Source organism: Wocania arenilitoris (genome assembly GCF_021728535.1).
GTDB classification, from domain to species: Bacteria; Bacteroidota; Bacteroidia; order Flavobacteriales; family Flavobacteriaceae; genus Wocania_A; species Wocania_A arenilitoris.
This window is the reverse complement of record NZ_JAKKDU010000006.1, coordinates 98,935-115,069: the sequence shown is the minus strand read 5'-3', so window position 1 is coordinate 115,069 and position 16,135 is coordinate 98,935. Positions and strand designations below refer to the sequence as shown.

Genomic DNA, 16,135 nt, shown 5'->3' with positions numbered 1-16,135 from the left:
TTTTAACAAATATAGCAAATATTATGCATGCATAACAAATTAGATCAAACTAATCTAAAAATCTATAATAACCAGATTTTAAATAAGCGCCTTCTGGGAATTCAATAGGATGATCTATATCGTGATATGTTTTTAAAATGATTTTAAAAGGTCTCGACTGATTGTGTAATACCTGATAGTTTATATCAAAAAAAGATTCAGCTAAAACTCTTGAAGAACAAGAAGCCAAAACCAAAAGTCCATTTTTAGCAGTTAATTTAGCTCCAAATTCTGCTAGTTGAGCATATTTTTTTTTAGCTAAATTAGTTTCTGTAGCTTGTTTAGCAAAACTAGGTGGATCAATAATTACAACATTAAACGTTATTTTATTTTTAATAAGATTTTTTAATTCTGAAAAAGCATCTCCTGCAATGGTTTTATGTTTTCCAGCACAAAAATTCAACTTGCCATTTTCAATAGCTATTTCTAAAGCTTGTTTACTAATATCTAAACTTGTTACTTCTTTTGCGCCATTTACTAACGCATGAACTGAAAACCCGCCAGTATAAGAAAAAACATCTAAAACGGTTTTTTCTTTACTCCACTCGCCTACTTGCCTTCTGTTTAAACGATGATCTAAGAAATAACCTGTTTTATGACCTTTGATAACATTAGCAGAAAAATTAACACCATGCTCTACAAACTCTATAACTTCATTTTCTAGAGAGCCATAAACTACGTCTCCATTCTTAAGTTGATGCGATTTTGAATTTTCTAAACTTCTACTTAATCGAACAACTACAGTTTTAGCGTTTGAGATTTGTTGTAAAGGTTCAAAAATAGGTTCTAAATACGGTAACCAAATTTCAGAATAAATTTTCACAACTAAAACAGATGCATATACATCAGCAATCAACCCTGGAAAACCATCATTCTCTCCAAAAATTAATCGATAGCTATTGGTGTTTGTTTTTAATAAAGGGTGTCGTTTTTTGAATGCATCTTTTATTCTCTTCTGAAAAAAAACTGCATTAACCTCTACTTTTTCCGTACCAGAATGCAACATTTTTATACGAATTGGAGAATTTGCGTCAAATAAACCTAAACCAATAACCCTGTTTTTATTTTTACTGAACACAATAGCTAAATCTCCTGTTTTTGCATCATTATTAATTTTGATAATACTATTTGAAAACACCCAAGGATGCCCTTTAACAACAAACTGCTCGCCTTTACTGTTTAGTTTTACAGCAAGCCGTTTAGGTTGATAATTTGGTTTTATTTTTTTAGAAAAGGACATCATATATATTTCAGGTAAAAGTAACGGTTTAAAGCAAAAAAAACGCAACCAAAATGGTTGCGTTATTATTATTTCTAGCTTCAGTCTTCCGACTTCTGTCTTATTTCACCTCCTCAAAATCTACATCTTCAACATCGCTACCTTCTGCTTGTCCATTTTGACTGGCATCTGCTTCCGGTTGTGCACCACCTGCTTGTTGATCGGCAGCTTGAGCTTTATAAATCTCTTCGCTAGCTACTTTCCAAATCTCATTTAAGTTATCTAAAGCTGGTTGAATTAAAGTTAAATCTTTAGTTTCAAATTGCTTTTTTAACTCTGCTAAAGCTTCTTCAATTTTAGATTTGTTGTCAGCAGACAATTTATCTCCAGACTCTTCTAATAATTTCTCTGTTTGAAAAATCATAGAATCTGCTTCATTAAGTTTTTTAGCATTTTCAGCAGCTTTAGCATCTGCTTCAGCGTTAGCTTCAGCATCAGCTTTCATTTTTTCAATTTCTTCTTCTGTCAACCCTGAAGACGCTTCAATTCTAATATCTTGTTTCTTACCAGTAGCTTTATCTTCTGCAGATACTTTAATAATACCATTAGCATCAATATCGAAAGTTACTTCAATTTGTGGTGTACCACGTCTTGCTGGTGGAATACCATCTAAGTGAAAACGTCCAATCGTTTTATTATCGGCAGCCATTGCTCTTTCTCCTTGTAATACATGAATCTCAACCGATGGTTGATTATCTGCTGCTGTAGAGAATACTTGCGATTTTTTAGTAGGTATTGTAGTGTTAGCTTCAATAAGCTTAGTCATTACATTACCCATAGTTTCAATACCTAAAGATAAAGGTGTAACATCTAAAAGCAATACATCTTTAACATCTCCAGTTAAAACACCACCTTGAATTCCAGCTCCTAACGATACTACTTCATCAGGGTTTACACCTTTACTTGGTGCTTTTCCAAAGAATTTCTCAACCGCTTTTTGTACAGCAGGAATACGAGTTGAACCTCCTACCAAAATAACTTCATCAATATCTGATTTTGATAAACCAGCAGCTTTTAATGCAGATTCGCAAGGCTCGATAGTACGCTTTACTAAATCGTCAATTAATTGCTCAAATTTTGAGCGTGTTAATGTACGTACTAAGTGCTTTGGTCCACTTGCAGTTGCTGTTATATATGGCAAGTTAATTTCGGTTTGTTCAGATGAAGACAACTCTATTTTAGCTTTTTCAGCAGCTTCTTTTAAACGTTGTAAAGACATTGGGTCTTTTCTTAAATCCATAGACTCTTCAGCCTTAAACTCATCGGCTAACCAGTTAATAATTTTCTCGTCAACATCGTCACCACCTAAGTGCGTATCGCCATCTGTAGATAATACTTCAAATACACCATCTCCTAATTCAAGAATAGATACATCATGCGTACCTCCACCAAAGTCAAAAACTACTATTTTTTGGTCTGTACCTTTTTTATCCATACCGTAGGCTAGTGCAGCTGCGGTAGGCTCGTTAATAATACGCTCTACCTTTAAACCGGCAATTTCTCCAGCCTCTTTAGTCGCTTGACGCTGAGCATCATTAAAATAAGCAGGTACCGTAATTACAGCTCTACTTACATCAGCTCCTAAATAATCCTCAGCTGTTTTCTTCATTTTTTGAAGAATCATTGCCGATAATTCTTGTGGTGTATATAATCTACCTTCTATATCAACTCTTGGTGTATCGTTATCGCCTTTAACCACTTTATATGGTACACGTTCTGCTTCTTTTTTAGATTCAGAGTATTTATTTCCCATAAAACGCTTTATAGAATAAACCGTTTTTTGAGGATTAGTTACTGCTTGTCTTTTTGCAGGGTCGCCAACTTTAATTTCACCGCCTTCAACAAAAGCAATTACCGATGGTGTAGTACGTTTACCTTCAGCGTTTGGGATAACAACAGGTTCGTTACCTTCCATTACAGAAACGCAAGAGTTTGTTGTTCCTAAATCAATTCCAATAATTTTACTCATAATATTTTATTTGTGTTCAATATTCATTTTTAAATTCGGTTAGTATAAGTCAATCTTTATGCCAATAAAAAAAATATGCCATAGTGTCATATTTTAAGTCGATAGTAGTCAGTAAATAGCCTTCAGTAACTCATGCGCAATCAAAATTTTAGTCTTCTACCATCAGAATACAATCAATTTTTTAATTTGGGCGCAACCACAAGGGTCGGGCTATCCGCTACAAGTCCTCGTTCGTACCTCACTGTGGGCTTTCCACTTCTATCCCTTGCGCAAAAAAACCACTCCTAACCTCTACAAGGGTAAGGAACCTTATTATTGCCCTAAAATTTAGGCTTTAAAAGTTAAAGGAACAGAAATGCAATGCAGCTCTTTAAGTCTCCGCGTCTTTGCGAGACAAACATCTCTACAATTTTTATGCAAAAACTCCTCAAAAGTCTATCACAAAACAAAATATATTTATTTCTGCAATACTTTGGGGCTTTGCTTTGAGAGACAAAAAAACACTCTATATTTGCCAAACTATAACGTTTGCGCAACCATGGAATGTATCTCTGTTTTCGATATGCTAAAAATTGGCATTGGCCCTTCAAGCTCTCACACCCTTGGACCTTGGCGCGCTGCCGAACGTTGGATTACAGAACTAAAAACAGAAAACAAGTTTAATCAGGTTGAAGCAATTTTTGTCGATTTATTTGGTTCATTATCATTAACCGGAAAAGGCCATGCAACAGATTATGCAATTATGTTAGGGTTATCTGGATTTGATCCTGAAACTATTCCAACAATGGATATTGATAAAACAATAGCCTTAATTAAAAACACCTGTACATTATGTTTTAATAACGAAAGACCTTTAGCCTTTAACCCAGAAACTCATATTGTTTTCAATAGAACATTTTTACCATTTCATTCAAACGCCATGGTTTTTACGGCAATAATAAATGGTAAAAAAACAAAATCAACCTTCTACTCCATCGGTGGTGGTTTTGTTGTTAAACAAGAACGTACAGTCCATAAAAAAAACTTCGAGATAAAATGCTCGTTTCCTTATCCCATTGAAAAAGGCACAGAACTTTTACAGTTTTGTAAAAATTTAAATTTCCCTATTTCGCAAGTCGTTTTAGAAAACGAAAAATCCATTCGCTCAGAAAAAGAAATTGATAGCGAATTAAAGCGTATTTGGGATACCATTCTAGAATGTATGTATTTAGGTTGCCATACAGAAGGTAATCTCCCTGGTGGATTAAATGTACGTCGTCGTGCTTATGATATGCACCAAAATTTAAAAGGCACAAAACCATATTCTAATCCTGTTGATTGGATTTACAGCATTAGAGATACAGAGGTTAAATTTAGGCAAATCATTAAATGGGTTAGTTGTTTTGCTTTGGCTGTAAATGAAGTAAATGCTTCACTAGGTCGTGTGGTAACAGCTCCCACCAATGGAAGTGCTGGTGTAATTCCAGCTGTTTTAATGTACTACTTAGTGATTGAAAACCATGATGGTGATTTTAATGACATTAAACGCTTTTTATTAGTTGCAGGTGAAATAGGTAGCATCTTTAAAAAGGGAGCAACCATAAGTGCAGCAATGGGCGGTTGTCAAGCCGAAATTGGTGTGTCTTCTGCTATGGCTGCTGGTGCTTTAACCGAATTACTTGGTGGCACACCAGAACAAGTTTTGGTAGCTGCCGAAATTGCTATGGAACACCATTTAGGTTTAACCTGCGACCCTATTGGCGGACTCGTACAAATACCATGTATAGAGCGAAATGCCATGGGAGCAATAAAAGCCATTAACGCAGCAGAACTTGCTTTAGACACCGATCCCAAAAATGTAAAAGTACCTTTAGACAAAGTGGTGAACACCATGTGGGAAACTGCAAAAGATATGAACACCAAATACAAAGAAACCAGTGAAGGCGGTTTAGCGGTTAGGGTTAATATGGCGGATTGCTAATTTAATTTATAATGCTGCATTCAACACCTCTTAAATAAAAATTCAACAGTATATACTTAATTTACTATTTTTACCATCTATCAAAAACAAATAACATAGTGTATGTCTACAGCAAAAAAAGAATATAAGCGCATCACCGTTAAAACATTAGTTGATATGAAAGCCAATGGGGAAAAAATATCAATGTTAACAGCATACGATTACACCATGGCAAAAATTGTTGATGGTGCTGGTATTGACGTTATACTTGTGGGCGATTCTGCCAGTAATGTTATGGCAGGACATGAAACTACGTTGCCTATTACTTTAGACCAAATGATATATCATGCATCTTCTGTAATTAGAGCTATTGATAGATGTTTGGTGGTTGTAGATTTACCATTTGGAAGTTATCAAAGTGATCCCAAAGAAGCGCTTCGTTCTGCCATTAGAATTATGAAAGAAAGCGGTGCGCATTCTGTTAAACTAGAAGGTGGTAAAGAAATTAAAGAATCTATAAAACGTATCTTAAATGCTGGTATACCTGTAATGGGACATTTGGGTTTAACACCTCAATCTATATACAAATTTGGAACTTACACCGTTAGAGCTAAAGAAGAACAAGAAGCAGAACAGCTAATTGAAGATGCTAAAATGCTCGAAAGAATAGGATGTTTTGCTATTGTACTTGAAAAAATCCCTGCTACTTTAGCTAAAGAAGTAGCAGAAAGCGTAAGCATTCCTATAATTGGAATTGGCGCTGGACCTCATGTAAACGGTCAAGTATTGGTATTGCACGATATGTTGGGCATGACACACGAATTCAATCCAAGGTTTTTACGTAGGTATTTACATTTGTATGAGGAAATGACTACGGCTATTTCACAATACGTTAATGATGTTAAAACACAAGATTTTCCGAATGAGAGTGAACAATATTAGTCTGCAGTTAATAACATTAATGTCTATTCCTAAAATTTGTGTCAAAAGGTAAAAAATGTCTAAAGTTCTTTCCAATAAATCTAATCTTCAAATTTTATACGAAGACAACCACATAATTATTATAAATAAACGCGTTGGAGATATTGTTCAGGGAGATAAAACAGGCGACAAACCACTTAGCGATTTTGTAAAAGACTATATTAAAGACAAATACAATAAGCCTGGAAATGTTTATTTAGGTACAGTACATAGATTAGACAGACCAACTTCTGGAATAGTTATTTTTGCCAAAACAAGCAAAGCATTACCTAGACTTAACAAATTATTTTTTTCAAAAGAGATTAATAAAACCTATTGGGCTATTGTAAAAAATGCCCCTCCAAAAAATGAAGACACACTGGTTAATTGGTTAAAAAAAAATCCTAAAAACAATAAATCTTTCGTGCACTATAAAGAGGTAACCGATAGTAAAAGAGCAATTCTTCATTATAAAAAAATAAAGAAACTTGATAATTACTTTTTATTAGAAATTAATTTGGAAACTGGTAGACATCATCAAATTCGTAGCCAATTATCTAACATTGGTTGCCCTATAAAAGGTGATTTAAAATATGGCTTCGACAGAAGTAACAAAGATGCTGGCATTCATTTACATGCCAGAGAAATACAGTTTACACACCCTGTTTCTAAAAAAAACATTAATATTATTGCACCTTTGCCAAATGATGCTATTTGGAATGCTTGCAAATAAAGTGGTATATTTAAATCAAAAACCATTTGAATACAATCTCCGAATTACTTTCTAATCAAAGAGCTTTTTTTAAATCTCAAAAAACTAAAAATATTGCCTACAGAATCAATATTCTTAAACAGTTAAAAGCTGAAATTGAAGCGAATGAGCAAGCTGTTTATGCTGCTTTAAAAGCTGATTTCAACAAGTCTGAATTCGAAACTTTTATAAGTGAATTTGGTTTAGTTCTCTCTGAACTTAACTTGGTTATAAATAATCTAAAACGTTGGATAAAGCCTAAGCGGGTAAAATCATCAATGCTTACATTTCCTTCTAAAAGCTATATATACAAAGAACCTTACGGAGCTGTTTTAGTTATAGCGCCATGGAATTATCCATTTCTTTTAGCTATAGAACCACTTATTATGGCTATTGCAGCCGGAAACACTGTAATTGTAAAACCAAGTGAACTTACCAAAAATACGTCTCAATTAATAGCTAATATTATTGATAAAGTATTCCCCGAAAACCTAGCAACAACTATACAAGGCGGTGTAGATGTGACTTCAGAATTATTAGAACAAAAATGGGATTACATATTTTTTACTGGCAGCATACCTGTTGGAAAAATAGTAGCAAAAGCAGCAGCTAAACATTTAACTCCTGTAACTTTAGAATTAGGAGGTAAATCGCCTTGCATTATAGATGATACTGTTGATGTTAAACTGATAGCAAGACGATTAACTTGGGGTAAATTTTTAAATGCTGGACAAACCTGTATTGCGCCAGATTATCTTATTGTAAAAGCAAGTGTTAAACTACAATTAATTGAAGCTTTAAAAATTGAAATAACAAAGCAATATGGTGATAACCCTGAAAAATCACCAGATTTCCCAAGAGTAATTAACAATAAAAACTTATTACGTTTAGAAAATATGCTAGAAGGTGCTAATATTATTTTTGGTGGTACTATTAATAAAAAGTCTAGATACTGTGCTCCTACTTTAATAGATGAACCAGATTTAACAAGCAATATAATGCAGGATGAAATATTTGGACCTATTTTACCAATATTATCTTATAATAATAAGAACGATATAGAAACAATAATTTGGAACTTTGAGAAACCTTTAGCTCTGTATATTTTTTCAAACACAAAGCCTTTTATCAAGCAAATACTTAACAAGTATAGTTTTGGTGGCGGGGCTATTAATGACTCTTTGATTCATTTTGGAAATCATAGACTACCATTTGGAGGTGTTGGCGCAAGTGGCATGGGTGTATATCATGGTAAACATGGATTTGACACCTTTTCGCATAATAAAGCTATTATAAAAAGAGATAATTGGGCAGATCCATCAATACGTTATGCACCTTACAAAGGGAAACTAAATCTTATAAAAAAAGTGTTTAAACTATTTTCATGAATATGTTGTTGGGTAATTTAAAATTATTACAACACCTTCATTGGGTTTAGATTTAAATCTAAATTAGCATTAATTAAAGTAAATGTTAAGTACATAAATATCTTTTCAAAAAGATAAATTTGCCTTCTAAAAACAATAAAAATCTAGTCTCTATTAGGACTACCTATTTGATAATTAAAATAATATGTCTCTATGGCTCCAATAATAAATCCTAAATAATGTAGCTTAATTTTTTTATATGTTAATAATAGTTAATAGTAGAAGGTCTAAAATAGCAAAAAGTTTTAATTAGCATAAGATAAATTCTACTAACACAAATACTCTACGAACAAACTATGAAGGAAAACCAAGCATGTCTCCCATCCCAACCGTAAATAGCCAACAACCATAAATAGCATGTTCTATAGACACTAAAAGTGTAGATTGTGTTTTACTGAAAGTAGTAGCAAACAATAATCCACCTAAAAAAGTTAATACTAACACTAATGAATTCTTAAAAAAAATGTGCCCCAAAGAAAAAACAATTGCATTTATAAAAATGACTATATTTTCACCTTTAAAAAATTGTTTATAGCGTTTAAAATAAAAAGTTCTGTAAATTAGTTCTTGGGGGTAAACCGAAAAAACACTGTAAACAAATAATATAAAAAGCCACAATTTTGGCTTATCTAGTAATACACCAAAAAAAGCTTCTTTATTAGTAAAGAATACAAAAAAATATGTAACACAAACAATAACTAAAAACCTAGTAAGTGTTTGCTTGAAAAATAATTTCCAATTTAAACTTTTTGATATTTTAAACTTCTCTTTTTCTACTTTTAGTAATACATAAACAATGTATACGAATCCAATGAATCCGATTGCTAACTTAATCCAAGTCGAATATTTTATAGCAAAACTTATAGGAACTAAAACATAAATGACAAAAAATTCTAAACCTTTATAGTTAACTAAATTCATATTACATATTTATTGCAGTGGTATGCTTAACTTCGTTTATAACAAACATGCTATGCGTACTTCCTATATGGTTTATGGTTGTTAATTTTTTTACCATAAATTCTCTAAAAGCTTCCATGTTTTTTACAAGTACTTTTAACAGATAGTCGTAATCTCCACTAATATGATAACACTCTAATACTTCATTCAATCGATTAACTTCTTTTTCAAAACTAACCACATAATCCTGACTATGTTTTACCAATTTAATATGGCAAAACGCAACAAATGCTTTATCTACTTTTTCTTTATTAATCAAGGCTACATACTTATCTACATAACCTCTCTTTTCCAGCTTTTTAATACGTTCATAAACGGCAGTTACCGATAGGTTTAATTTATTTGAAAGTTCCTTATTAGTTTGCTTACTGTCTTTTTGCAAATAAAATAGAAGCCTTTTATCTATATCATCAAATATCATAATCGAAAAATTTTCATAAAGATACTAAAACAATTAACGTTTATAACTTTATAATCTACAAATAATAATTTAATTAGATTTATTTTCTAATTATATTTATTTATATTGTTTTATAATCTAATTATTTTGAGTTTTGAATAAACAAACAACACAAAACATCATGGTTTTTAAACCCGCTAATAGCATTCAGGATTTACAATATTTTGGTGAATTTGGAGGAGTTAATCCTTCTATTTCAGATTCTTCTACTTATACTTTCTTATCAGCAAAAACTATGTTCGACACTTTTGAAGGTAATGCCGACGGTTGTTATTTATATTCACGACATTCATCACCTTCAAATTTATATTTAGGCGAAGCGTTAGCTGCCATGGAAGGCACTGAAACAGCAAATATTTCAGCATCAGGCATGGGTGCGATTACGTCAGTAATATTGCAACTTTGTAGTGCAAGCGACCATATAGTTTCTAGCAGAACTATTTACGGCGGAACGTATGCTTTTCTTAAAAACTTTGCACCACGATTTAATATAGAAACCACATTTGTAGATATCACTAAACTTGATGTTGTTGAAGCAGCAATAACAAAAAACACAAAAGTTTTATACTGTGAATCTGTAAGTAATCCACTTTTAGAAGTTGCAGATATTAAAGGATTAGCTGCCATTGCAAAGAGACACGATTTAAAATTAGTTGTAGATAATACGTTTTCGCCTCTTTCAATTTCTCCAGCTACTTTAGGCGCCGATGTAGTAATACATAGTTTAACAAAATTTATTAATGGTTCTAGCGATACTGTTGGTGGTGTAGTTTGTGGTACTCAAGAATTTATTAACGATTTACGTAATGTAAATGATGGCGCCTCTATGCTGTTAGGATCTACAATGGATAGTTTAAGAGCAGCTTCCGTTTTAAAAAACCTTAGAACCCTACATATCCGTATGCAGCAGCACAGTTTTAATGCTGCTTTTTTGGCTAAAAAATTTAAAGATGATGGTTTAAAAACAGTTTATCCTGGATTAAAGTCACATCCTTCGCATGAGTTATTCAAATCGATGATGAATAAAAAATATGGGTTTGGAGGTATGCTAACTATTGATGTTGGTGCTTTAGAAAAAGCCAACGAGCTTATGGAATTGATGCAAAATAGAAACTTAGGGTATCTTGCTGTAAGCCTAGGTTTTTACAAAACATTATTTTCTGCTCCTGGAAGTTCTACCTCTTCTGAAATACCAGAAGATGAGCAAAAGGAAATGGGATTAAGCAATGGACTAATTCGTTTTTCTATAGGCCTGGATGCTGATATTGATCGTACATACCAATTGGTGCGCGTTTGCATGAAAGAACTTAACATTCTTAAACCTAAAAAGTAGACCGATTTTTTTAACAAATTCAAAGGGATTTTATTTTCCTTTTAAACGCTCCCAAAGCGCATTTAAAGCATCAGGAATATTATCTTCGTTACGCTCAAAAGGCTTCATGTTTATTTCATCGTTTTCTTTATAAAGTCGAAATCTAAATACGGATGATGTTGAATTAGGTTCACCTGTTACAGGATAGCGCAAATCGTTATATTGATAATCATTATTTCCAATTTTGCAAATGCTATAATAATCATTACTAAACCAAGCCAAATCTTTAATACGCTTATATTTTTCTGTGTTTAATGCAAGTACTTTTTGTAACACCTTAAAGTCTGAAAAAGTATTTTTCATATCTAATAAAGAATAGTACCCAACGTGATATGTTGAATCGGATTCTGCCACACCATACCACAATACATTATTAAAAATTGTAGGTTGCGCGTAATATCTTTTATAATCTATACCTTTAGCAATTAAAGTTTCTTTAAAAACCGAATCCATATAAAATTTGTTGCCAAAAGTAAACAACATGTAGGTAGAACTTATTCCCAACCCTAACTTTAGCCACAATTTCCTTCTATTAGATTGTCTATTAAAAAACATTAAAACAATCATACAAATTAGAAAAGGCAATGTGTAAATAGGATCTACTACGGCAATGTTGTTAAAAGCAACTCTATAATTACTAATAGGTGCGAATAACTGAGTTCCGTAAGGTGTAAAACAGTCTAAAATTAAATGTGTAAACAGCGACCAAAAAAATAAACTAATCCAATCTTTTTGAGTTGTTGTATTAAATCGTTTACCATAATTATAAAGTTTATGCACCAACCAACCTAATGATAATGATCCTAACAGAGAAAACAAAATAGAATGCATAAACCCTCTATGAAAAAGCATAGCATCAATTTCGTTTTCATAAAGCCAGCTTCCAACAAAAACATCTAAATCTGGTATAGTTCCTCCTATTGCTCCAAATAACAACGCTTTGTTACCAACCTTTTTACCTAAAACTGCTTCACCACAGGCAGCTCCTAAAACTATTTGAGTTAATGAATCCATTAGTTTTAAATGTAAAAACAACAAAAATACATAACTAAATCCATTTGCATAGCTTTATTAAAAATCGTAACATTACGCAGCTAAAAAAAAAAAACATGTCAGACGATAAAAATATTTCAAAAATTATAATACAAGATCAAAATATTATTGAAAATAAAGAATTAAATATTTGGGAAGCTCTAATTCCGGTTATTGGACTTGTTGGATTACTTGCATATAATGTTTATATCTATGGAGATGATGCCATAAGCGGAAGTAATCAATTCATACTTTTAATAGGTGCTGCAATAGCAGTTGTTGTTGGATTATTTAATAAAGTATCCTTTAAACTTATGATTGATGAAGTTGGCGAGAACATAAAATCTACTGTTGGAGCCATAATAATTTTACTAATGGTAGGAGCACTTGCTGGAACATGGTTAATTAGCGGTATTATACCATCAATGATTTATTACGGATTACAAATTTTAAACCCAACTATCTTTTTAGCAGCGTGTGTAATAATATGCGCAATAATTTCTATTGCAACTGGTAGCTCATGGACTACTTCGGCTACCGTAGGTATAGCATTAATAGGTATTGGAGAAGCTCTTGGAATTTCTTTAGGAATGACTGCTGGAGCTGTATTATCTGGAGCATATTTTGGTGATAAAATGTCTCCTATGAGTGACACTACAAATTTAGCACCTGTTATGGCTGGTAGCGAATTATTTTCACATATAAAATATATGGCAATAACAACAATTCCTACAATTACTATAGCGTTTATCGTTTTTGTTATTTTAGGCTTTACTCAAGATGTTTCTGGAGCAACAGATACATCTCAATTATTAAATGATTTAAAAGCCACCTTTAATATAAATGGCTGGGTTTTTATAGTCCCATTAGTTGTTATTTTTCTTATTATAAAAAAGACACCTCCCTTAATTGCTTTATTTATTGGAACATTATTAGGAGCTGTTTTTGCTCTAATTTTTCAACCACATATAGTTGCAGAAATAGCAGGCGTAGAAAAATTAAGTTTAAATTCAGCTTATAAAGGAATAATCGATGCTATAACTGTAAAAACAACAATAGAAACTGACAATGCAACATTATCTGAACTAATATCAGCATCTGGGAAAGGAATGTCTGGTATGCTAGGTACTATTTGGTTGATTATTTGCGCCATGGTGTTTGGTGGCATTATGGACGCCATTGGCGCATTAGCAAGAATTAGCAGATCGCTCTTAAGCTTAGCAAAAACAACTTTTGGGTTGTTTGCCAGTACAGTTGGAAGTTGTTTAGCATTAAATGTAACAGCCTCTGATCAATATTTAGCTATTGTTGTTCCTGGAAAAATGTTTAAAAAAGCTTATGAAGATAGAGGTTTAGCTCCTGAAAATTTAAGTAGAACACTTGAAGATTCTGGCACAGTTACCTCTGTACTAATTCCTTGGAATACCTGTGGAGCATACCAATCTGAAGTTTTAGGAGTTGGAATAGCAGAGTATTTTGTTTATGCTATATTCAACTGGTTAAGCCCTTTAACTACACTATTTTTCGCTGCCTTAAATATTAAAATTAAACAGTTGAAATCTAAATAAAAAATAACTATTCGTTTTGTTTTGAATCATAACTAAAATCTATTAGCAGATAAGAAATTAAAATTTTATTCCTTCTTTTAAAATAAAGTGGCTTGCTATATTTGTATTAGAAAAAAATTATTAACAATTTAAATATAATATTACATGTCATTTGTAGGTAAAAAATTTCCAGATTTAAACGTAGACGCCATGAACGAAATGGGCGATACTTTTAAAGTTAATGTTCTTGAAGAAGCCATTAACAATAAGAAAAAAGTAATTTTATTTTGGTACCCTAAAGATTTCACTTATGTGTGCCCAACAGAACTTTTTGCTTTTCAAGACGCCATCAAACAATTTGAAGATAAAAATACAATTGTAATTGGAGCATCTTGCGATACACCAGAAGTTCATTTTGCTTGGTTAAATACAGATAAAGATAATGGAGGTATTGAAGGTGTCACTTATCCACTTTTAGCAGATACCAACAGGAATCTTTCTGCTCAATTAGATATTCTACAAACTGGAGATCAACGTTACAATGAAGACACCGATACTATTGTGATGGATGGTCCAAACATTACTTGGAGAGCTACTTATATTATAGATGAAGAAGGAAGCGTATTTTATGAAGGCGTAAATGTAGAACCTGTAGGTAGAAACATTTCTGAGTATTTAAGAGTTATAGATGCCTATTCACATTTCCAAAAGCATGGAGAAGTATGTCCAGCAAACTGGGAAGAGGGAAAGGATACTCTTAAAGAGAATAGAGATAGTATTGCTAAATATTTAGCTTCTCACTAACTAAAACAAGTTATGATTCAAGAATTAAATCAAGATAATTTAGGCGAAATTATTTCTAATAATGAAACTGTTATTGTACAATACTCAGCCACATGGTGTGGTAACTGTAGAATAATGAAACCTAAATTTAAAAAGCTAGCTTCAGAAAATGAGAATGTTTATTTTATTATTGTCGATGCCGAGAAATTTCCAGAATCTAGAAAATTAGCGACTGTTGATAATTTACCAACCTTTGCAACATTTAAAAATGGAGCTTTCGTAAATCAGGTTCAAACTAACAAATTTGAAGTTTTAAAAGAATTAGTAAATGAAGTTACCAGTAATTAAGTATCTCACCCAATTCATTGAAGATAATGATGAAGATTTTGTTATAGAAACTATTGAAACCTTAGAAGCTTTAACAGAACTTCCATCGTTAAAAGATGAAGAGTTAGATGTCATTGGAGAGCTTATTTCTAATATGTACGGCGCTATTGAAGTTAATAAAATGATAAAAGATGGCACACCAAAAAAAGAAGCTTTAAATAGTTTTATGAAACGTGTTTTAGGCTCTATAGATACCTAAAAATATTAGCTATTTAATATTGAAAAATTCTACGCTTTATTCATTTTAATGAATAAAGCGTTTTTTTTATAAAACTATTACATCTCTTATTACCATATTAAGACTAAATATGCCTATTTTTATTTCTTAAACATTAAACAAAAAAAAATGGCAAATATTACATTAGGAGGTAACGCTGTAGTTACTTCTGGAGACCTTCCTAAAATAGGAGAAAAAATAGCAGATTTTAAATTAGTAGCGGTTGACCTTTCAACAAAAACTTTAAAAGATTTTAACGGGAGTAATCTTATTCTAAATATATTTCCAAGTGTTAATACCGGTGTATGCTCTGCCGCCGTTAGAGCTTTTAATAAGGCGGCAGCCTCTTTAGAAAACACAAAAGTGTTATGTATTTCTAGAGACTTACCCTTTGCACAAGAGCAATTTTGCGCAGCAGAAGGGTTAGAAGATGTAATTATGCTTTCTGATTTTAAAACAGGAGACTTTGGAAAAAATTATGGTTTAATAATGACTAACGGTATTTTTGATGGCCTTTTATCTAGATGTGTTATTATAACAGATAAAACAGGAACGGTTACATATACTGAACAAGTACCAGAAATAGGACAAGAACCTAATTATGATGCAGCCTTAAATGAGTTGGGGTAATTAAAAAATCAATGAGTAAAAAAGAATCGTTCTTGGTTAACCGATTAAAAAGTGTTGGTTACGCTTTTAAAGGCGCTGTTTTATTGCTAAAAACAGAGGCAAGTATTAAAATTCAATTTGTAATTGCATTATTGCTAACCGTAGCAGGCTTTTACTTTAAAATTTCTACTACCGAATGGACTATTCAATTACTATCCATAGGTTTAGTTATGAGCGTAGAGGGCATAAACACAGCTATTGAAGAAATAGCAGATTTTATGCATCCAGGGCAACATAAAAAAATAGGCTTTATAAAAGATATTGCTGCTGGCGCAGTATTTATTGCTAGTATTTTTACAATTATCATTGGTCTTATTATTTATATGCCAAAGATTTTTTAATAT

At 32.1% G+C, this 16,135-nt stretch carries 16 protein-coding genes; 11 read left to right on the top strand and 5 right to left on the bottom strand.

The genetic code is table 11. The features are described from left to right. Positions 1 to 49: 49 nt before the first annotated feature. The gene (locus L3X37_RS06495; RefSeq protein ID WP_237239357.1) at positions 50 to 1,279 is read right to left on the bottom strand and encodes a class I SAM-dependent rRNA methyltransferase; all 1,230 of its coding nucleotides are present in this window, start codon (positions 1,277 to 1,279) and stop codon (positions 50 to 52) included. A gap of 100 nt (positions 1,280 to 1,379) precedes the next feature. Then, positions 1,380 to 3,287 (bottom strand): molecular chaperone DnaK, encoded by a 1,908-nt coding sequence (gene dnaK, locus L3X37_RS06490; RefSeq protein ID WP_237239356.1) that lies wholly within the window; start codon positions 3,285 to 3,287, stop codon positions 1,380 to 1,382. A gap of 538 nt (positions 3,288 to 3,825) precedes the next feature. Between dnaK and L3X37_RS06485 the strand changes: the two genes are divergently transcribed. From L3X37_RS06485 to L3X37_RS06470, 4 genes are all read left to right on the top strand, one after another. Beyond that, positions 3,826 to 5,247, top strand: coding sequence for an L-serine ammonia-lyase (locus L3X37_RS06485; RefSeq protein ID WP_237239426.1), 1,422 nt, complete (start codon positions 3,826 to 3,828; stop codon positions 5,245 to 5,247). Positions 5,248 to 5,349: 102 nt separating this feature from the next. Then, on the top strand, positions 5,350 to 6,168 hold the full coding sequence (gene panB / locus L3X37_RS06480) for a 3-methyl-2-oxobutanoate hydroxymethyltransferase (RefSeq protein WP_237239355.1): 819 nt from the start codon (positions 5,350 to 5,352) through the stop codon (positions 6,166 to 6,168). A 55-nt stretch (positions 6,169 to 6,223) separates the two neighbouring features. After that, positions 6,224 to 6,919 (top strand): RluA family pseudouridine synthase, encoded by a 696-nt coding sequence (locus L3X37_RS06475; protein WP_237239354.1) that lies wholly within the window; start codon positions 6,224 to 6,226, stop codon positions 6,917 to 6,919. Positions 6,920 to 6,945: 26 nt separating this feature from the next. Beyond that, on the top strand, positions 6,946 to 8,325 hold the full coding sequence (locus L3X37_RS06470; protein WP_237239353.1) for an aldehyde dehydrogenase: 1,380 nt from the start codon (positions 6,946 to 6,948) through the stop codon (positions 8,323 to 8,325). 333 nt (positions 8,326 to 8,658) lie between these two features. On the opposite strand, the gene L3X37_RS06465 is transcribed toward L3X37_RS06470, so the two are convergent. Both L3X37_RS06465 and L3X37_RS06460 read right to left on the bottom strand, forming a co-directional pair. Next, entirely contained in the window at positions 8,659 to 9,285 is a 627-nt protein-coding gene (locus L3X37_RS06465; RefSeq protein WP_237239352.1) for a CPBP family intramembrane glutamic endopeptidase, read from the bottom strand. 1 nt (position 9,286) lies between these two features. Beyond that, on the bottom strand, positions 9,287 to 9,745 hold the full coding sequence (locus tag L3X37_RS06460) for an Lrp/AsnC family transcriptional regulator (protein ID WP_237239351.1): 459 nt from the start codon (positions 9,743 to 9,745) through the stop codon (positions 9,287 to 9,289). 160 nt (positions 9,746 to 9,905) lie between these two features. Between L3X37_RS06460 and L3X37_RS06455 the strand changes: the two genes are divergently transcribed. Next, positions 9,906 to 11,117, top strand: coding sequence for an aminotransferase class I/II-fold pyridoxal phosphate-dependent enzyme (locus L3X37_RS06455; RefSeq protein ID WP_237239350.1), 1,212 nt, complete (start codon positions 9,906 to 9,908; stop codon positions 11,115 to 11,117). Between the two features lie 30 nt (positions 11,118 to 11,147). On the opposite strand, the gene L3X37_RS06450 is transcribed toward L3X37_RS06455, so the two are convergent. Then, a complete protein-coding gene (locus L3X37_RS06450) occupies positions 11,148 to 12,170 on the bottom strand; it encodes a metal-dependent hydrolase (RefSeq protein WP_237239349.1) in 1,023 nt (340 codons plus the stop codon). Positions 12,171 to 12,265: 95 nt separating this feature from the next. On the opposite strand from L3X37_RS06450, the gene nhaC reads away from it, so the two are divergent. The 6 genes from nhaC (at position 12,266) to L3X37_RS06420 (ending at position 16,132) form a co-directional block, all read left to right on the top strand. Beyond that, positions 12,266 to 13,756, top strand: a complete 1,491-nt coding sequence (nhaC, locus tag L3X37_RS06445; RefSeq protein WP_237239348.1) for a Na+/H+ antiporter NhaC — start codon at positions 12,266 to 12,268, stop codon at positions 13,754 to 13,756. 144 nt (positions 13,757 to 13,900) lie between these two features. Continuing rightward, positions 13,901 to 14,539 carry a peroxiredoxin gene (locus tag L3X37_RS06440; protein WP_237239347.1) on the top strand — a complete coding sequence of 213 codons (639 nt, stop codon included), beginning with the start codon at positions 13,901 to 13,903 and terminating at the stop codon, positions 14,537 to 14,539. Between the two features lie 12 nt (positions 14,540 to 14,551). Continuing rightward, positions 14,552 to 14,866, top strand: coding sequence for a thioredoxin family protein (locus L3X37_RS06435; RefSeq protein ID WP_237239346.1), 315 nt, complete (start codon positions 14,552 to 14,554; stop codon positions 14,864 to 14,866). Continuing rightward, on the top strand, positions 14,847 to 15,104 hold the full coding sequence (locus L3X37_RS06430; protein WP_237239345.1) for a DUF6952 family protein: 258 nt from the start codon (positions 14,847 to 14,849) through the stop codon (positions 15,102 to 15,104). The genes L3X37_RS06435 and L3X37_RS06430 overlap by 20 nt, the downstream gene beginning before the upstream one ends. A 147-nt stretch (positions 15,105 to 15,251) precedes the next feature. Continuing rightward, complete coding sequence (gene tpx / locus L3X37_RS06425; protein WP_237239344.1) at positions 15,252 to 15,752, top strand: thiol peroxidase; 501 nt, start codon at positions 15,252 to 15,254, stop codon at positions 15,750 to 15,752. A gap of 11 nt (positions 15,753 to 15,763) precedes the next feature. Then, the gene (locus L3X37_RS06420) at positions 15,764 to 16,132 is read left to right on the top strand and encodes a diacylglycerol kinase family protein (protein WP_237239343.1); all 369 of its coding nucleotides are present in this window, start codon (positions 15,764 to 15,766) and stop codon (positions 16,130 to 16,132) included. Positions 16,133 to 16,135: the final 3 nt, after the last annotated feature.